The organism is Scandinavium sp. M-37 (assembly GCF_043558715.1).
Classification (GTDB): domain Bacteria; phylum Pseudomonadota; class Gammaproteobacteria; order Enterobacterales; family Enterobacteriaceae; genus Scandinavium; species Scandinavium vulneris_A.
The window spans coordinates 64,153-82,159 of record NZ_JBIGIN010000006.1; the positions used below are offsets into that span (position 1 = coordinate 64,153).

Sequence of the window (18,007 nt, forward strand, 5' to 3'; positions counted from 1 at the left end):
GGCCCGGTAAGCGCAGCGCCCCCGGGCGATTTTGGAATAATTAGCTACGTAGTACCGCGCCAGCGTATCCCAGCTGGCGCCAGGCTTCATACACCACTACCGACACCGCATTCGACAGGTTCATGCTGCGGCTGTCCGGCATCATCGGAATACGAATTTTTTGCTCTGGCGGTAACGCATCCAGAATGCTGGCGGGTAGGCCACGCGTTTCCGGACCAAACATCAGATAGTCACCGGCTTGATAACTCACCGCGCTGTGCGCAGGCGTGCCTTTGGTCGTGAGCGCAAACAGACGCTTCGGTTGTTCCGCCGCGAAAAACGCCGCGTAATCGGCATGACGCTGCACGGCGGTGAATTCGTGGTAATCCAGCCCGGCACGACGCAGACGTTTATCGTCCCAGGTAAAACCCATCGGTTCGATGATATGCAGACGAAAACCGGTATTGGCGCACAGGCGAATAATGTTGCCGGTATTGGGTGGGATTTCTGGTTCGAATAAAACGATGTTAAGCATAGTGCCCCCTTAATTGCGGGGGCAGCATAGCAGAATTTTTTCGTTCCCTCGCCCCTTTGGGGAGAGGGCGCTTTAGGCCGCGTCTCCGCGCGTGACCGGTGCCAGCGCGGCCGCCAGATGCTTCGCTTCCTGCACCAGCGAATCGCGGGAAATTTCGCCGATGGATTTCGCTCCGGTCAGGGTCATCGCGACCTTCATCTCTTTCTCAATCAAATTCAGCAGGTTGGTCACGCCCGCCCCGCCGTGGGTGGCCAGCGCATACAAATAGGCCCGCCCTAACAGCACGCTGTCGGCACCCAGCGCAATCATGCGTACCACGTCCAGGCCGTTGCGAATGCCGCTGTCGGCGAGAATTGCGATATCCCCTTTCACCGCGTCGGCGATAGCCGGTAACGCGCGAGCGGACGAGAGTACGCCGTCGAGCTGGCGGCCGCCATGGTTGGACACCACAATGCCATCGGCACCAAAGCGCACCGCATCACGGGCATCTTCCGGGTCGAGGATCCCTTTGATCACCATCGGGCCATCCCAGAATTCACGGATCCACTCCAGGTCTTTCCACGAAATGGACGGATCGAAGTTATTCGCCAGCCAGCCGATGTAATCTTCCAGCCCGGTTGGTTTGCCGAGATAGGTGGAGATATTGCCCAAATCATGCGGACGACCGTTCAGGCCCACGTCCCATGCCCACTGCGGATGAGTCATCGCCTGCCAGTAGCGGCGCAGGGCCGCGTTCGGGCCGCTCATCCCGGAATGGGCATCGCGATAGCGCGCGCCCGGCGTAGGCATATCCACGGTAAATACCAGGGTTGAACATCCCGCCGCTTTGGCGCGCTCCAGCGCATTACGCATAAAGCCTCTGTCGCGCAGGACGTACAGCTGGAACCACATCGGGCGCTTGATAGTCGGGGCCACTTCTTCAATCGGGCACACCGACACGGTCGACAGGGTAAAAGGAATGCCTTTGGCATCTGCCGCGCCTGCGGCCTGCACTTCACCGCGTCGGGCATACATCCCGCACAGCCCCACCGGGGCTAGCGCGACGGGCATCGACAGCGTTTCATTGAACAGCCTGGTTTCCAGACTCAAATCGGACATGTTCTTTAGCACGCGCTGGCGGAGCGCCACTTCCGAAAGGTCCGCCACGTTGCGCCGCAGGGTGTGCTCGCTGTATGCCCCGCCGTCGATGTAGTGGAACAAAAACGGCGGCAGGATGCGCTGGGCCGCGGCCCGATAATCACTGGCGGCTGAAATAATCATCAATGGTTCTCCCTGGAATGCTCGTTATGGTCGCCGGGCAGGCGAGTGATCCGCGCCTGGCGGGCCCTGTCTTCATCAAACTGTTTAATGGTGGTGTGGACGAATCCGAGGTGCGACATCATCGCCTGGCGCGCGCCCTCCGCATCGCCCGCGAGGATAGCGTCCAGCACCGCCTGATGCTGTTCGGTCAGTCTGGCGAACACCGGCGGGACGAGGTACATCCGCTGGCGGCTCTGTTTGACCGACGACTGCAGCAGGTCGAAAAAACCACGCATGGTCTGTAGCAGCACCACGTTGTGCGACGCTTCGGCGATGGCGAGATGGAAGCGCACATCGGCCTGTGAGGCCAAATCCGGGTCGTCACTTTGCGTTGCTTCAAAGCACAGGCGAATTTTCTCTTTATCGGCCTCGGTGGCGCGCAGGGCCGCATGCCAGGCGGTGCTGGCCTCAATGGCGTGGCGGGCTTCGAGGATGTCGAAGCTGTAATCCGGGTCGTCGGCGAGCAGGCTTTTCAGCGGCTGAACGATATTTTGCTCAGACCACGGTTCATGCTGCCAGCGCACAAAGGTGCCGCCGCCACGACGGCTGACCAGCAGCCCTTCGCTCACCAGTTTCGCCAGCGCTTCCCGCAGTGAATTGCGCGATACGCCGAGCTGTATGGCCAGCTGGCGTTCGGCGGGTAATCGCATTCCCGCCTCCAGCTGTTGTTCTTCAATCAGCGTCCGCACACGGGTTGCGACCTCGTCTGCCAGACGCCGGGGCATCACAATCATGGGATCATCCAGGTTAAGACGTAAGCTTGTAGGGTGGTAATAATCCCCACCATGCAGGTGAAAATCAGGCTGTGTTTAACCGTAAAGCGGAACAGGTCCGACTCTTTGCCGACCAGCCCCACCGCCGCGCAGGCGATAGCGATAGACTGCGGCGAAATCATCTTGCCGGTCACGCCCCCGGTGGTATTCGCCGCGACCAGCAGCACGTCAGACACGCCAATCTGCTGGGCGGCCGTGGCTTGCAGGGCGGCAAACAGCGCGTTCGAGGAGGTATCCGACCCGGTGAGGAATACGCCCAGCCAGCCGAGGAACGGCGAGAAGAACGGGAACGCGCTGCCGGTATGTGACAGCGCCAGTGCCAGGGTAGACGACAGGCCGGAGTAGTTAGAGATAAACGCGAACGCCAGCACCATACCGATGGAGTAAATCGGCAGCGCCAAATCTTTCAGCGTATGCCCAAAGGTAGCGACGGCGTCTTTCGGCTTCATCCGCAGCCAGACAATCGACAGCAGGGCAGCAAACAGGATCGCGGTCCCGGTGGCCGAGAACCAGTCAAATTTATACACCGCTGCGTACGGGGTGGCGTCATGAACCACCGGCGGCATGCGTGCGACCAGTTTGTCGAGGTAGGGCACGGAGATGTTGATCACCCAGTCATACAGCGCGCCGCCAGGGGCAAACAGCGCTTTAAACGGCGGAACGCTCCACAGCGTGACGGTGGCGGTGAGGAACAGGAACGGCGACCAGGCGCGAATCACCTGCCCAGGGGTGTATTTGGTGCGAGCGAGAGTCATATCCACCTGCGACGCCCCCACATCGCCAAAGCGGAAAATACGCACCGGCTGCCAGCGCTTCAGGAACAGCGTCAAGCACACCAATGACACCAGCGACGAGATAATGTCCGGCAGTTCCGGGCCGATAAAGTTTGAGCTCAGATATTGGGCGATAGCGAATGAACCGCCCGCCACCATCACCGCAGGCCAGGTCTCTTTCACCCCGCGCCAGCCATCCATAATCGCCATGATCCAGAACAGTACGATAATGGTCAGGAACGGTAGCTGCCGGCCCACCATCTGGCCGATTTCAAAGCTGTCGAGACCGGTGACCTGTCCGGCAACCAGAATCGGAATGCCCATCGCGCCAAATGCCACCGGCGCGGTGTTGACGATCAGGCACAGGCCCGCGGCATACAGTGGATTAAAGCCGAGCCCAACCAGCAGGGCGGCAGTAATCGCCACTGGCGCGCCGAAGCCTGCGGCCCCTTCCAGGAACGCGCCAAACGAAAAGCCGACAATCAGCATTTGCAGGCGCTGGTCCGGGGTTATCGATAATATCGATGATCGGATGATGTCGAACTGCCCGGTTTTCACCGAAATTTTGTAGACAAAGACCGCGGCAATAATAATCCAGGCAATCGGCCACAGACCGTAGAAGAAGCCGTAAACCACGGACGCCAGCGCGCGGTCGACCGGCATTTTGTAGAACAGCAATGCGACAACCAGCGCAATAGCAACGGTATAGCTCGCGGCGACATAGCCCTTCAGTTTGAGCTTAATCAGCGCGAAGAAGAAAAAGATGATCGGTAGGGCGGCAATCAGGCTTGAGAGCCAGATGTTTCCCGCAGGGTCGTAGTTTTGTTGCCAGAGGTTCATGCAGGTCTCCTGAGAACCACTCCACGGCGACGCGGGCGAGTCTGCGCTCAGCTCGGCGTCACACGCTTTGTAAAAGTGGTCCTGCCAATAGGGTGATGTGAGGGTAATGCCAAATAATAGTTAATCATATGTTGCCGTCAGGCAATTCATATGTTGCATGAGATGTGGGTTCTGTGAAGCGATGGGCACAACGAATGGGAATTGGTAGGGCCAATCTAAACAGAGTGGTTATGAAGGGATTGCAGGGAGACCTCTCCCGGGCGGGAGAGGAGGTAACAGACCGGGGAGATTAAAACTCAGTCTTCGCGAAACCGGTCATCTCTTTCAGATCCATCTCGCGGCCGAGAGCGGTCATCGGGTGGACAACCACCAGGCCGCGCGCGCTTTTCTTCAGCTTGCCCATGTCGGCCTGCTCTTTCTTGGTGATCGCGCGACGGAACGGCATATCCATCAGCTTCTGCGCTTCTTTGCTCAGCTTCTCAGTATGCACTTCACGCAGGCGCGCGATTTCGGTTTCCAGCGTCGCTTTCTCTTTTTCAAGTTCAGCGTATTTCTCAGCGTCATCGACCAGAGACAGGGTCGGCTGCTGGTGGCGGATAGCGTCCAGGCGGTCGCTCAGGCGTTTGATTTCGTTCTTAACAACTTCTTTCATGGTCTGTGGCTTTTGCTAGTAAAAAAATATCGATGCTTAATAGTATGCGCTGAGCGCTTTTCCCGATAGTTAATTATCGTAATTTGGCGGTCGATCAACCGGCATGCAGTCAGGAAAGTGAGCGTCAGAGCTCGCTGAGCGGATTATTTCTGGAAGGCTTTTTTCAAGCTGATCCGTGAAATCAGCTCGGTGAGAGACAGGACCATCGTTGAGCGGACGACCTGTTGGTAACGCTGTTTCTGCATGGCAAACAGCTCTGCATCGCTGGTATCGAATGCAGGCTGCGGCGGTAGCGCGACAACACAATGCAGCTCGCCGAACGGGCCGAGGATTTCATCGTCGGTGAACGCGTACTCATTGCCGTCGTGATTCAGCTCTTCGCGCAGCGCCATGAGAAGCTCGGCGTCTTCGTATTCCGCACGGCTTATCACCCCAAGCCCGTAAATGAGCTTCAGGCGTACCGACAGATCGCCCAGCGGGCCTTCGCCGTCCAGCAACGGCTCCACTGCGTATTTGACCGCGTAATCGTCTTTGCGGAACACCTGAAGCACCAGCATGTTTACCGCCTCGGTCAGCAGATCGACGGCGGCAATCAGAAAGCTTCGTACGGTTTTGCCAGCATTCAGACGCTCAAGCACACGGTTTTCAAAGGCTTGCGTTTGTTCCATTATGGCCTGCATATCTGACAATCTTGTGTTGAGGTGCTGCTGCAAGAGCAGCACCGGGTCCTGCATCATGCGGTCGTGTTATAGGCCGCAACGGCCTGGGCGACCACCTCGCTGTTGGCATCCAGACCGGAGATCTCGGCCAGGGCTGACTGCGGGCCTTTCAACTCGATAAGCTGCGCCAGTTCCTGCGCCTGCGGGTCCTGCTCGCTGCGATAGTGCATCGCCGCGGCAATGCCTTTCACCAGACTGGCGTGCGGCAGATCGTACTCCAGAGTGCCGAGCAGCGGTTTAATCAGGCGATCGCCCGCGCTCAGTTTACGCAGCGGCTGACGGCCTACGCGTTCCACGTCATCTTTCAGATACGGGTTCTCGAAGCGACCAAGGATTTTCTGGATATAGGCAGCGTGTTTATCGGCATCAAACCCGTAACGCTTAATCAGCACCGCACCGCTCTCTTCCATTGCGCCTTTCACCACCGCACGGATCTTCTCATCAAGGATCGCATCACGAATGGTCTGATGACCTGCCAGCTTACCGAGGTACGCGGTTATAGCATGCCCGGTGTTCAGGGTGAAGAGCTTGCGTTCCACAAATGCCATCAGGTTATCAGTTAATTCCATTCCTGGAATAGTCGGCAGCGTGCCTTTGAACTGGGTCTTATCGACGATCCACTCGCTGAAGGTTTCAACGGTCACTTCCAGCGGGTCGTTGGTGGCGGATTCAGACGGCGGGACGATACGGTCCACGGCGGAATCGACGAAGCCCACGTGCTCGGCAACCCAGGCCTTATCGTCGTCAGCCAGCGCGGCGTCAACGTGGCCTTTCAGCTGCGTAGTGCCACGCACCATGTTTTCACAGGCGATAATGTTCAGCGGGGTGGTGTTGCCCGCCGCTTTACGTTTTGCCAGGCCTTTAGCAATTGCCGGGGCGATTCTCTCCAGCACGACCGGGCCAACGGCGGTGGTCACCAGATCAACCTCGGCAATCAATTCCACCACGTCATCGCCGATGCTGCTAACCGCGTTCACGCCGGAGACGGTTTCTACCTGCTCGTTCTCGCCAACCACATGCACCTGATAGCTATGACGGGCATTCAGGGCATCCAGAACCACCTGATTCACATCGGCAAACGTTAAGGTGATACCCGCGTCAGCCAACAGTTTGCCGATAAAGCCACGTCCGATATTACCTGCGCCAAAATGTAATGCTTTCATAGTCTCAACCTTCATCAATGTTTTTACCCGAGAGGGCTCGGGTGAGGGACGGCGAATTTCCCCTCACCGGAACCCTCTCCCTGTTACAGGAGAGGGGCGTTGCCGTTAGGCGACTTTGTTACCCGAAATCAGTGCCAGAACTTCGCCCACGCTGTTGGTGGTCGCCAGGCGCTCGATGACAGACTCATCGTCCAGCGCGTTGGTCAGGCTCGTGATAACGTGGATGTGTTCGTTATTGCGCGCTGCGATACCAATCACCAGACGGGCAATGTCGTCCGGTTCTTCGCCGAAGCGCACGCCGTCAGGGTACTGACAGAATACCACGCCGGTTTTCAGCACACGGTCTTTCGCTTCGATGGTGCCGTGCGGTACCGCGATAGATTCGCCCAGGTAGGTCGGGGTCAGTCTTTCACGTTCCAGCATCGCTTCCACATACTCAGGTTCAACGTAGCCGCCTTTCACCAGTTCCTGACCGGCGAAGCGGATGGCTTCTTCTTTGCTGAACGCTTTACAGCCGAGGAAAATGTTTTCTGCGCTGAGTTTGAACAGGTTGCTGTCGTCAGCGTCGAAGCTGTCTTTCAGGCTGTCGCGCACTTTCACTTCGTTATCTTCGTGACGCTGTGCGGCAACCAGACGCTCGGTCAGGCTGGTGTACAGGCCGCTGTCGAGGAAGTTGGTCAGCGAAATGTGCTGAGCCTGTGGTACCTGGCGCATCGCACGCTCGGTCAGGTCGCGGTGAGTGATCACCAGGTCGACATCCGGCGGCAGGTTGTTGATCGCGCTGTTGGTCACAGAGATATGGCTCAGACCCGCATCCGCCACTTTCTTACGCAGCACGCCTGCACCCATGGCGCTGGAACCCATACCGGCGTCACAGGCGACGATGATTTTACGCACGTGGCTCAGGTCGTTGGTCACGTCACCCGCGGTCAGCGGATTGGCAGCACCTTTGGATTCGGCTTTCATGTCGTTCATACGACGGGTTGCCGCTTCAATATCGTCTTCTTCTTTCACTTTGCTGGTTTTCAGCAGGACGGCGGAGACCACGAAGGAGACTGCCGTTGCCGCCACAATCGCCGCAATGTTAGCGAAGTAAGCGCCTTTCGGCGTCATCGCCAGAATCGCCAGGATAGAGCCTGGAGAGGCCGGAGACACCAGGCCGCCGTTGAGGATAGTCAGGGTGAACACGCCGGTCATACCGCCGAGGATAACGGCCAGGATCAGACGTGGGTTCATCAGCACGTACGGGAAATAAATTTCGTGAATACCGCCGAGGAAGTGGATGATAGCCGCCCCGCCCGCAGACTGTTTGGCGCTACCGCGACCAAAGAACATGTATGCCAGCAGAACACCCATACCCGGACCTGGGTTAGCTTCAATCAGGAAGAAGATGGATTTGCCCAGTTCATGGGACTGCTGAATACCCAGCGGTGAGAAGATACCGTGGTTGATGGCGTTGTTGAGGAACAGGATTTTCGCCGGTTCAACAAAGATAGACGCCAGCGGCAGCATGTCGTGCACAACCATGAAGTTAACGCCAGCAGCCAGCACTTTGGACAGCACTTCAACCGCAGGGCCAATGCCGAGGAACGCCAGTACCGCGAGGATCATACCAATGATGCCCGCAGAGAAGTTGTTCACCAGCATTTCAAAACCGGATTTGATCTTACCGTCTACCCAGGCGTCAAAACGCTTAATCGCCCAGCCACCCAGGGGACCGGCAATCATCGCGCCGAGGAACATCGGCATATCCGCACCGACGATAACGCCCATGGTGGTAATCGCACCGACCACGCCGCCGCGGTCACCGCCAACCAGACGACCACCGGTATAACCGATCAGCAGTGGCAGCAGGTAAGTAATCATTGGGCCGACAAGCTTCGCCAGCGTTTCGTTTGGCAACCACCCTGTTGGAATAAATAACGCGGTAATGATACCCCACGCGATAAACGCGCCGATGTTTGGCATCACCATATTGCTGAGGAATCGACCAAAGCTTTGCACTTTGATCTTGATATCGGATGACATAAAAACACCCCTTCTTATGTTTGCTGTCGCGCAGGCTAAAAGCCCGAGGTTTGGTTTGTTGTTAAGTAGCGGCAGAGGTAGCCGGACCCTGTTGATGATGCGAAATCTGGCACTGAATCGTTCAACTGTCCAGCGAGCCCCAGATTGTGTGATCTGAGTCACGCTAATATAGGGTGATGAGGCGTAATTGACGTGATCACTGTCACAAAATGACCGTATGAAAAAAGTGCGGTGGCTGAAAAATCACCCGCAAAGGGTTGTTAGTGTGATGTTAATCACATTTTGTTGGCGGCTGTTTGTTGCTGATATGTGATTAACATCACAAAGTATTTTCATCTGCACGCGGGCAACTGTGATCGTCCGCATGTTCTGCATTTCGGTGCGTCATCACGCTGAGATAATTCCAGGGCAACGGACGGCGAGTTTAGTGATTCTGTGTTATAGCAATATGACCGACTAACGATTATTTTTTCAGTTATCACTCAGGCGCTTCGCAATGGGGCGCGTGCCGATGGGCGTGTCGTAATTTCGAGGCGGCTATGTTTCTTAATTATTTTGCGTTGGGTGTGCTTATTTTCGTTTTTTTGGTGATTTTTTACGGGATCATTATTTTGCATGATATTCCTTATCTTATCGCCAAATCCCGTAATCACCCTCATGCCGATGCTATCCACGTCGCGGGTTGGGTGAGTTTGTTTACCCTTCACGTTATCTGGCCGTTTTTATGGATCTGGGCCACTCTCTATCGCCCGGAGCGCGGCTGGGGAATGCAGCAGGCAGAACAGGAATCTTTCGCTCAGTTGCAGCGCCGGGTCACGGAGCTTGAGCAAAAACTCGCGGAAACATCACGCTCGCCAGCGGAGTAACCATCATGGATTTGCTCATTATTCTGACCTATGTCGCGCTGGCCTGGGCGATATTTAAGATCTTCAAAATCCCGGTAAATAAATGGACGGTGCCGACCGCTGCATTAGGTGGCGTGTTTATCGTTAGCGGGCTTATTTTATTAATGAATTACAACCACCCTTATACTGCCCAGGCACAAAAAGCGGTGATCTCTATTCCCATTACCCCTCAGGTAACGGGTATCGTCAGCGAAGTGACGGATCAACAAAATAAGCTGATTAAAAAAGGCGACGTGCTGTTTAAACTCGATCCGACCCGCTATCAGGCCCGGGTCAGCCGCCTGGAGGCCGATCTGGTGACGGCTATTCATAATGCCGATGCCATGAAGGGGGAACTGAACGAGGCCATCGCCAATACCCAACGTGTCGGCGCTGAACGCGACCGCCTGTACAAGGACTATCAGCGTTACCTGCAAGGCAGCAGGGCGAGAGTGAATCCGTTCTCAGAAAGTGATATCGACAACGCCCGGCAAAATTATCTCGCCCAGGATGCGTTGGTGAAATCATCGGTTGCCGAGCAGTCGCAGATAAAAAGCCAGCTCGACAGCGTGATTAACGGCGAGCAATCGCAGATCGTGAGCCTGCGGGCGCAGCTGACGGAAGCCCGCTATAACCTCGATCAGACCATTGTGCGAGCCCCCAGCGATGGCTATGCCACCCAGGTATTGATTCGTCCTGGCACCTACGCGGCTGCGCTGCCGCTGCGCCCGGTGATGGTGTTTATCCCTGAACAAAAACGGCAAATTATCGCCCAGTTCCGGCAAAATTCGCTGTTACGCCTTGAAGCGGGCGATCAGGCCGAAGTGGTGTTCAATGCGCTGCCGGGGCAGGTTTTCGTCGGGAAACTGACCAGTGTCATTCCCGTCGTTCCCGGCGGCTCATATCAGGCACAGGGTACGCTGCAATCGTTAACGGTCACGCCCGGTAGCGATGGCGTATTAGCCCTTATCGAACTGGAGTCGAATGCCCAAGTGGAGGCCCTCCCGGACGGCATTTTTGCGCAGGTGGCGGTCTATTCCGACCATTTCAGCCACGTGGCGGTGATGCGCAAAGTGCTGCTGCGCATGACCAGCTGGATGCACTATCTGTATCTCGATCATTAACCTGAATTTTTAATGCGCCTGCGCCATACTGATATTTTTGCGGAGTATTAAGGGAGCAGGCGATGAAACTGATCGGCAGTTATACCAGCCCGTTTGTGCGTAAAATTTCGGTTATCCTGCTGGAAAAGGGGATAACGTTCGAGTTTATCAACGAGATGCCCTACAACGCTGAAAACGGCGTGGCGAAGTACAACCCGCTCGGTAAAGTGCCCGCGCTGGTGACCGACGACGGTGAATGCTGGTACGACTCACCGCTGATTGCGCAGTACATCGAACTGCTGGATATCGCCCCGGCGCTGGTGCCCCGCGACCCCAAAGCGGCGCTGCGGATGCGCCAGCTGGAGTCGCTGGCCGACGGCATTATGGATGCGGGCCTGGTGTCCGTGCGGGAACAGGCGCGCCCGGCGGCGCAACAATCACCGGAAGAACTGGTTCGTCAGCGCGAGAAAATTACCCGCGCGCTGGATGCCCTGGAAGCCTATGCTGCCGATGGCACGCTGAAGGCCGATGAACTGAACCTGGCGACCATCGCCGTAGCCTGTGCGGTGGGCTACCTCAATTTCCGCCGCGTCTCGCCGGGCTGGTGCGCCACCCGTCCGCATCTGGTGAAGCTGGTGGAAACGCTGTTCCAGCGCGACAGTTTTGCGCGCACAGAACCGCCAAAAGCCTAACGCGATCAATATCGTTCTGCCCCTAACCGCAGTACAATTCCCGCACGTTTATTCCCCTCTCCCGTCGGGAGGGGGCATACCACAGGCTTGCTCATGACCCCGGAAAACCCTTCGCTGTTCAGTCAAATACCCGCCACCGATCGCCTGTTGCGCGACCCGGCTTTTACCTCGCTCATCGACCACGCCGGGCATAGCCAGGTGGCGAACGTGGTGCGTCAGTTGCAGGCCGAGGCCCGGGCAGCTATCCGTGAACAGGGCGAACTGCCTGCCTGGGGCGCAGACTGGGCGCAGGCCGTTGCCGGGCGATTATCGGCGGAGGCACAAAGCCCGCTGCGTCCGGTGTTTAACCTGACCGGCACCGTACTGCACACCAATCTCGGGCGTGCCATTCAGGCAGAAGCGGCGGTGGCGGCGGTAAGCCAGGTGATGCGCGCCCCGGTCACCCTGGAATATTCGCTGGATGACGCCGGACGCGGACATCGAGATCGCGCCCTGGCGGATCTACTCTGCCGCCTGACGGGGGCGGAAGACGCCTGCATCGTCAATAACAATGCGGCGGCGGTACTGCTGATGCTGGCGGCGACGGCGAACGGTAAAGAAGTGGTGGTCTCTCGCGGCGAGCTGGTGGAAATCGGCGGCGCGTTCCGCATCCCGGACGTGATGCGTCAGGCGGGCTGCGGGCTGCACGAGGTGGGCACCACCAACCGTACCCATCCACGCGACTACCGGGAAGCCATCAACGAGCACACCGGGCTCTTGATGAAAGTCCACACCAGCAACTACAGCGTGGAAGGGTTTACCAAAGCGGTGGATGAAGCCGAGCTGGCGGCCATCGGTCAGGAGCAGGGCATTCCGGTAGTGGCTGATTTAGGCAGCGGCTCGCTGGTGGATTTAAGCCAGTACGGTTTACCGAAAGAGCCGATGCCGCAGGCGCTGATCGCCAGCGGTGTGAGTCTGGTGAGCTTCTCCGGCGATAAGCTGCTCGGCGGGCCACAGGCCGGAATTATCGTCGGCAAGCGCGAGCTGATTGCAAAACTGCAACAGCACCCGCTCAAGCGGGCGCTGCGGGCGGATAAAATGACCCTGGCGGCGCTGGAAGCCACGTTGCGTCTGTACCTACACCCGGAAAAATTACGCCAGTCGCTGCCGACCCTGCGTCTGTTAACCCGCGAGCAGGATGACATTCATGCCCAGGGCGAACGGCTGCTGGCCGCGCTGCAGGCGCATTACCCGGCGTTCACCGTGCGGCTGGAAAACTGTTTATCGCAAATCGGCAGCGGCTCGCTGCCCGTCGACCGACTGCCATCGCACGCGCTGACCTTTACCCCCAACGACGGTCGCGGTACGACCCTCGATGCGCTGGCACAACGCTGGCGTCGGCTTGAGAGGCCGATATTAGGGCGTATTTATGACGGACGCCTGTGGCTCGATCTGCGCTGCCTCGAGGACGAGGCGCGCTTCATGGAGAGTGTGCTGAAATGATTATTGCCACCGCCGGTCACGTCGACCACGGCAAAACTACCCTGTTGCAGGCGATCACTGGCGTTAACGCCGACCGCCTGCCGGAAGAAAAATCGCGCGGAATGACCATCGATCTGGGCTACGCCTATTGGCCGCAGCCGGACGGACGCGTGCCTGGGTTCATCGACGTGCCGGGCCACGAAAAGTTTCTGGCGAATATGTTGGCGGGTGTCGGCGGGATCGATCATGCGCTGCTGGTGGTGGCCTGTGATGACGGGGTGATGGCGCAAACCCGTGAGCACCTGGCGATTTTACAGCTGACCGGGAAACCGACGTTAACCGTGGCGCTGACCAAAGTCGGTCGCGTTGATGCCGCCAGAATTGCCGAGGTTCATCGGCAAGTTCAGGACGTTCTGCGCGAATACGACTTTGACTCAGTAACGATTTTTGAGACCGCCGCCACGCAAATGCACGGCATCGACGCCCTGCGGGCGCATCTTTTACAGCTGGCTGAACGCCAGCAGGTGGCACATCAGCGTTTCCGCCTGGCTATCGACCGGGCGTTCACCGTCAAAGGCGCTGGGCTGGTGGTAACCGGAACCGCGCTGTCTGGCGAAGTTAAGATTGGCGATACGCTGTGGCTGACGGGCGTCAACACCCCGATGCGCGTGCGCGGCCTGCATGCGCAGAATCAGCCCGTCGACCAGGCCCATGCCGGGCAGCGTATCGCCCTGAACATCACTGGCGATGCGCAGAAAGAAGACCTCACTCGCGGCGACTGGCTGCTGGCGCAGCAGCCAGATGAGCCATCGGAGCGGGTGATTGTCGAGTTGCATTGCCACACGCCGCTTACTCAGTGGCAGCCGCTGCACATTCATCACGCGGCGAGCCATATCACCGGGCGGGTGTCGCTGCTGGACAACAATCTGGCGGAACTGGTACTCGACTCGCCGCTGTGGCTGGCTGACAACGATCGGCTGGTGCTGCGCGATATCTCGGCCCGCGTCACTTTGGCGGGCGCGCGGGTAGTGACGCTGCATCCCCCACGTCGCGGCAAACGAAAACCTGAATACCTGAGCTGGCTCTCGGCGCTGGCCACGGCTGAAAACAGCGCTCAGGCGCTGGATATCCATTTGCAGCGCGATGCGCTTCGCCTGAGCGAATTTGGCTGGGCGCGGCAGCTCAACGCGGCGGGTCTGGCGGAACTCACCGCCCAGGCCGACGTGCTGATGGCGGGCGACAGCCTGCTCAGCGCCAGCCTGGCCGCCCGCTGGCAGGAAAAATTGCTCAACGCGCTGGCGACCTATCACGACCAGCACCGGGATGAACCCGGTCCGGGCCGCGAGCGTCTGCGCCGGATTGCGCTGCCGATGGAAGACGAGGCGCTGGTGCTGATGCTGCTGGAGAAAATGCGGGCTTCTGGCCTGATCGACAGCCATCACGGCTGGCTGCATTTGCCGAGCCACAAAGCCGGATTTACCGAGGAGCAGGCTGCCGTCTGGCACAAAGCGCAGCCGTTATTTGGCGACGAGCCGTGGTGGGTGCGCGATCTGGCGCAGCACACCAGCACCGATGAGCAGGTCATGCGCGTCACGCTGCGGCAGGCGGCGCAGCAGGGGATGATCACCGCCATCGTCAAAGACCGCTATTACCGCAACGACCGCATCGTGCAGTTTGCCGGGCTGATTCGCGGGCTGGATACCGCCCGTGGCTCAACCTGCGCTGCGGATTTCCGTGACAGTCTCAACGTCGGGCGTAAGCTGGCAATTCAAATCCTCGAATATTTCGACCGCATCGGCTTTACCCGCCGTCGCGGCAACGATCATCTCCTGCGTGATGGCATGCTGTTCCCGGACGCCGATAACCGCAATCCGTGACCGCGCTCGTAAAGCGATAAACGGCTGGCGAATAAATCGCCAGCCGCGTCTACCCTTACAGGACACCCCACTGCAAGGAGACGGTAATGACCAACAATCCTCCCTCCACGGGCATCCAGCCCGGCGTTTATGGTTACCCGCTGAAACTCAAACCCCGTTACGACAACTTTATCGGCGGCAACTGGGTCGCTCCGGCGGACGGTGAATACTACAAAAATCTGACCCCGGTAACCGGCCAGTTGCTGTGCGAAGTGGCCTCGTCCGGGCCTAAAGACATTGATTTGGCGCTCGATGCGGCGCACAAAATCAAAGACAAATGGGCGCACACCTCGGTGCAGGATCGGGCCTCAATCCTGCTGAAAATTGCCGATCGCATGGAGCAGAATATTGAGCTATTGGCGACGGCGGAAACCTGGGATAACGGCAAACCTATCCGTGAAACCACCGCCGCCGACGTGCCGCTGGCTATCGATCACTTCCGTTACTTTGCCTCCTGTATTCGTGCGCAGGAGGGCGGGATCAGCGAAGTCGACAGCGACACCGTGGCCTATCATTTCCACGAGCCGCTCGGCGTGGTCGGGCAAATCATTCCGTGGAACTTCCCGCTGCTGATGGCGAGCTGGAAAATGGCCCCGGCGCTGGCCGCCGGGAACTGCGTTATCCTCAAACCTGCCCGGCTGACGCCGCTGTCGGTGTTGATGCTAATGGAAATAATCGGCGACCTGCTGCCGCCGGGCGTGGTTAACGTGGTTAACGGCGCGGGTGGGGAAATCGGCGAATATCTGGCGACGTCAAAACGCATCAATAAAGTTGCCTTTACCGGTTCGACGGAAGTCGGCCAGCAAATCATGCAGTACGCCACCCAGAACATCATTCCGGTGACCCTCGAACTCGGCGGCAAATCGCCGAATATTTTCTTCGCCGACGTGATGGACGAAGAGGACGCTTTCTTTGAGAAAGCGCTGGAAGGGCTGGCGCTGTTTGCCTTCAATCAGGGCGAAGTCTGTACCTGCCCGAGCCGTGCCCTGGTGCATGAATCGATTTATGAGCGCTTTATGGAACGCGCCATTCGCCGGGTGGAAAGCATTCGCAGCGGCAACCCGCTCGATAGCATCACCCAAATGGGGGCGCAGGTCTCCAGCGGACAGATGGACACCATCCTCAACTACATTGATATCGGCAAGAAAGAGGGGGCGGACGTGCTGACCGGCGGACGCCGCAAGGTGCTCGACGGGGAGCTGAAAGAGGGCTATTACCTCGAGCCGACTATCCTGTTTGGTAAAAACAATATGCGGGTATTCCAGGAAGAGATCTTTGGCCCGGTGCTTTCGGTCACCACCTTTAAAACCATGGAGGAGGCGCTGGCGATTGCCAATGATACCCAGTACGGGTTGGGGGCGGGCGTATGGAGCCGCAACGGCAATCTGGCCTACAAAATGGGCCGCGGGATCCAGGCCGGGCGCGTGTGGACCAACTGCTATCACGCCTATCCTGCCCATGCCGCCTTCGGGGGCTACAAGCAGTCAGGGATTGGCCGCGAGACCCACAAAATGATGCTCGAACACTACCAGCAAACCAAGTGCCTGCTGGTGAGCTACTCCGATAAACCGTTAGGCCTGTTCTAGCGGGAAATATGCGGGCCTACGGTGTGTAGGCCCGGTAAGCGCAGCGCCGTCGGGCGTTTAATGCCCCGCGGCGGCGGCTGCCGACGGTGCGCCGGACTTCACAAACGGTGGCCGGGTAAACCAGATAATCAGCACCAGCCCCATAAAGCCCCAACCTAATATCCAGAAATAATCGATGGTCGACATCATGTACGCCTGTTGTTCGATAGTTTTATCGATCAGCGCAAAGTGCTGCTGCGTCGGGCCCCCCATCTTCTGCACGTAGTCCACCGCCGCCGGATTGTACTGTGACACGTTCTCCGCCAGATTCGCGTGATGGAAGATTTCGCGGCGCTGCCAAATCCAGGTGGTCAGCGATGAGGCAAACGACCCACCGAGCACACGGAAAAACGTCGCCAGCCCCGAACCTTCCGCCACTTGATTGCCGTGCAAATTCGACAGCACGATGGTGGTGAGCGGCATAAAGAAGAACGCCACGCCGATCCCCATGAACATCTGCACGCTAGCGATGGTGCGGAAGTCCACATCGGTGGAGAACTGCGCGCGCATCAGGCAGGACGCGCCCATCGTCAGGAACGACACCGAGCACAGAATACGCAAATCCACTTTGGTGGCGTAACGGCCGATAATTGGGGTTAGCAGCAGCGGTAAAAAGCCCATCGGTGCGGCGGCAAGCCCCGCCCAAATCGCGGTATAGCCCATCTGCGTTTGCAGCCACTGCGGCAGAATAATGTTAATTGCAAAGAATGCCGCATAGCCGAGCATCAGCGCCAGAGTGCCAATCGCGAAGTTGCGGTCCTTAAACAGCCGCAGATTAACGATCGGATGCTTGTCATCCAGCTCCCACAGCACAAAGGCAATCAGGCTTACCGCCGACACAATCGACATCACGATAATCGGCGTCGAGGAGAACCAGTCCTCATCGTTGCCCTTATCGAGCACTACCTGCAACAGCCCGACGCCCAGCACCAACAGCGCAATGCCGATGTAGTCGATAGGCGAAGATTGAGTGGTTTCTTCGCGCCCGCGCAGCTGGCTCCAGACCACAATTGAGGCAAAAATCCCGATGGGCACGTTGATGTAGAAAATCCATGGCCACGAATAGTTGTCGGTTATCCAGCCGCCGGTTATCGGCCCCACGATGGGCGCCACCACGGTGACCATCGACAGCAGCGCCAGGGCCATGCTGCGCTTCATCGGCGGGAAGATAACCAGCAGCAGCGTCTGACACATCGGGAACATCGGCCCGGCGAAAAAACCTTGCAGTGCGCGGAAAATAATCAGCTCCGTCATGCTGTGGGCAAACCCGCACAGGAACGAGGTCAGGGTGAAAAACACCACCGAGGCGATAAACAGCCGCAGCTGGCCAAAGCGACGGGTAAACCAGCCGGTCAGCGGCAGGGCGATGGCGTTACACACCGCGAAGGAGGTGATCACCCAGGTGCCCTGATCGGCGCTAACCCCGAGGTTGCCGGAAATAGTCGGCAACGCCACGTTAGCGATAGTGGAATCCAGTACCTGCATAAACGTGGCCAGCGACAGTGCCAGCGTCGCCAGAAACAGGCTCGGGGGCGTATAGGCCGCCTTCGATTCAGACATGCGGG

The 18,007-nt window shown here is 58.1% G+C and carries 15 protein-coding genes; 6 read left to right on the forward strand and 9 right to left on the reverse strand.

Annotated elements, in window-relative coordinates:
• Positions 1-40 precede the first annotated feature (40 nt).
• The 8 genes from trmL to ACG0Z5_RS06705 form a co-directional block, all read right to left on the reverse strand.
• A complete protein-coding gene (trmL, locus tag ACG0Z5_RS06670; RefSeq protein WP_394446223.1) occupies positions 41-514 on the reverse strand; it encodes a tRNA (uridine(34)/cytosine(34)/5-carboxymethylaminomethyluridine(34)-2'-O)-methyltransferase TrmL in 474 nt (157 codons plus the stop codon).
• Between the two features lie 72 nt (positions 515-586).
• Positions 587-1,774 carry an FMN-dependent L-lactate dehydrogenase LldD gene (gene lldD / locus ACG0Z5_RS06675; protein WP_394446224.1) on the reverse strand — a complete coding sequence of 396 codons (1,188 nt, stop codon included), beginning with the start codon at positions 1,772-1,774 and terminating at the stop codon, positions 587-589.
• Positions 1,774-2,547 carry a transcriptional regulator LldR gene (gene lldR, locus ACG0Z5_RS06680; RefSeq protein WP_394446225.1) on the reverse strand — a complete coding sequence of 258 codons (774 nt, stop codon included), beginning with the start codon at positions 2,545-2,547 and terminating at the stop codon, positions 1,774-1,776. The genes lldD and lldR overlap by 1 nt, the downstream gene beginning before the upstream one ends.
• On the reverse strand, positions 2,544-4,199 hold the full coding sequence (lldP, locus tag ACG0Z5_RS06685; protein WP_394446226.1) for an L-lactate permease: 1,656 nt from the start codon (positions 4,197-4,199) through the stop codon (positions 2,544-2,546). Before lldP ends, lldR begins: the two co-directional genes overlap by 4 nt.
• 289 nt (positions 4,200-4,488) lie before the next feature.
• Positions 4,489-4,851, reverse strand: coding sequence for a YibL family ribosome-associated protein (locus ACG0Z5_RS06690; protein ID WP_319627198.1), 363 nt, complete (start codon positions 4,849-4,851; stop codon positions 4,489-4,491).
• Positions 4,852-4,994: 143 nt separating this feature from the next.
• Complete coding sequence (gene mtlR, locus ACG0Z5_RS06695; RefSeq protein ID WP_319627342.1) at positions 4,995-5,585, reverse strand: mannitol operon repressor MtlR; 591 nt, start codon at positions 5,583-5,585, stop codon at positions 4,995-4,997.
• A complete protein-coding gene (mtlD, locus tag ACG0Z5_RS06700; protein ID WP_394446227.1) occupies positions 5,585-6,748 on the reverse strand; it encodes a mannitol-1-phosphate 5-dehydrogenase in 1,164 nt (387 codons plus the stop codon). The genes mtlR and mtlD overlap by 1 nt, the downstream gene beginning before the upstream one ends.
• A gap of 90 nt (positions 6,749-6,838) precedes the next feature.
• Positions 6,839-8,761, reverse strand: coding sequence for a PTS mannitol transporter subunit IICBA (locus ACG0Z5_RS06705; RefSeq protein WP_394446228.1), 1,923 nt, complete (start codon positions 8,759-8,761; stop codon positions 6,839-6,841).
• A gap of 539 nt (positions 8,762-9,300) precedes the next feature.
• Here ACG0Z5_RS06705 and ACG0Z5_RS06710 point away from each other — a divergent pair.
• The 6 genes from ACG0Z5_RS06710 (at position 9,301) to ACG0Z5_RS06735 (ending at position 16,403) form a co-directional block, all read left to right on the forward strand.
• Positions 9,301-9,627 (forward strand): DUF3302 domain-containing protein, encoded by a 327-nt coding sequence (locus ACG0Z5_RS06710; RefSeq protein ID WP_319627195.1) that lies wholly within the window; start codon positions 9,301-9,303, stop codon positions 9,625-9,627.
• 5 nt (positions 9,628-9,632) lie between these two features.
• Positions 9,633-10,769: an HlyD family secretion protein gene (locus ACG0Z5_RS06715; protein ID WP_394446229.1), complete on the forward strand. Its 1,137-nt coding sequence runs from the start codon at positions 9,633-9,635 to the stop codon at positions 10,767-10,769.
• Positions 10,770-10,831: 62 nt separating this feature from the next.
• Positions 10,832-11,440, forward strand: a complete 609-nt coding sequence (locus tag ACG0Z5_RS06720; protein ID WP_394446230.1) for a glutathione S-transferase — start codon at positions 10,832-10,834, stop codon at positions 11,438-11,440.
• 93 nt (positions 11,441-11,533) lie between these two features.
• Complete coding sequence (selA, locus tag ACG0Z5_RS06725; RefSeq protein WP_394446231.1) at positions 11,534-12,922, forward strand: L-seryl-tRNA(Sec) selenium transferase; 1,389 nt, start codon at positions 11,534-11,536, stop codon at positions 12,920-12,922.
• Positions 12,919-14,778 carry a selenocysteine-specific translation elongation factor gene (gene selB / locus ACG0Z5_RS06730; protein ID WP_394446232.1) on the forward strand — a complete coding sequence of 620 codons (1,860 nt, stop codon included), beginning with the start codon at positions 12,919-12,921 and terminating at the stop codon, positions 14,776-14,778. Before selA ends, selB begins: the two co-directional genes overlap by 4 nt.
• Positions 14,779-14,864: 86 nt before the next feature.
• The gene (locus ACG0Z5_RS06735) at positions 14,865-16,403 is read left to right on the forward strand and encodes an aldehyde dehydrogenase family protein (RefSeq protein WP_394446233.1); all 1,539 of its coding nucleotides are present in this window, start codon (positions 14,865-14,867) and stop codon (positions 16,401-16,403) included.
• A 57-nt stretch (positions 16,404-16,460) separates the two neighbouring features.
• On the opposite strand, the gene ACG0Z5_RS06740 is transcribed toward ACG0Z5_RS06735, so the two are convergent.
• Positions 16,461-18,002: a DHA2 family efflux MFS transporter permease subunit gene (locus ACG0Z5_RS06740; protein ID WP_394446234.1), complete on the reverse strand. Its 1,542-nt coding sequence runs from the start codon at positions 18,000-18,002 to the stop codon at positions 16,461-16,463.
• Between the last annotated feature and the right edge of the window lie 5 nt (positions 18,003-18,007).

Coding starts and splice junctions, on each gene's coding strand:
- lldR (WP_394446225.1), bottom strand. CDS start 2,547: ATGATTGTGATGCCCCGGCGTCTGGCAGACGAGGTCGCAACCCGTGTG.
- mtlR (WP_319627342.1), bottom strand. CDS start 5,585: ATGCAGGACCCGGTGCTGCTCTTGCAGCAGCACCTCAACACAAGATTG.
- ACG0Z5_RS06740 (WP_394446234.1), bottom strand. CDS start 18,002: ATGTCTGAATCGAAGGCGGCCTATACGCCCCCGAGCCTGTTTCTGGCG.
- ACG0Z5_RS06735 (WP_394446233.1), top strand. CDS start 14,865: ATGACCAACAATCCTCCCTCCACGGGCATCCAGCCCGGCGTTTATGGT.
- ACG0Z5_RS06710 (WP_319627195.1), top strand. CDS start 9,301: ATGTTTCTTAATTATTTTGCGTTGGGTGTGCTTATTTTCGTTTTTTTG.
- selB (WP_394446232.1), top strand. CDS start 12,919: ATGATTATTGCCACCGCCGGTCACGTCGACCACGGCAAAACTACCCTG.
- trmL (WP_394446223.1), bottom strand. CDS start 514: ATGCTTAACATCGTTTTATTCGAACCAGAAATCCCACCCAATACCGGC.
- lldD (WP_394446224.1), bottom strand. CDS start 1,774: ATGATTATTTCAGCCGCCAGTGATTATCGGGCCGCGGCCCAGCGCATC.
- mtlD (WP_394446227.1), bottom strand. CDS start 6,748: ATGAAGGTTGAGACTATGAAAGCATTACATTTTGGCGCAGGTAATATC.
- ACG0Z5_RS06690 (WP_319627198.1), bottom strand. CDS start 4,851: ATGAAAGAAGTTGTTAAGAACGAAATCAAACGCCTGAGCGACCGCCTG.
- lldP (WP_394446226.1), bottom strand. CDS start 4,199: ATGAACCTCTGGCAACAAAACTACGACCCTGCGGGAAACATCTGGCTC.
- ACG0Z5_RS06715 (WP_394446229.1), top strand. CDS start 9,633: ATGGATTTGCTCATTATTCTGACCTATGTCGCGCTGGCCTGGGCGATA.
- ACG0Z5_RS06720 (WP_394446230.1), top strand. CDS start 10,832: ATGAAACTGATCGGCAGTTATACCAGCCCGTTTGTGCGTAAAATTTCG.
- selA (WP_394446231.1), top strand. CDS start 11,534: ATGACCCCGGAAAACCCTTCGCTGTTCAGTCAAATACCCGCCACCGAT.
- ACG0Z5_RS06705 (WP_394446228.1), bottom strand. CDS start 8,761: ATGTCATCCGATATCAAGATCAAAGTGCAAAGCTTTGGTCGATTCCTC.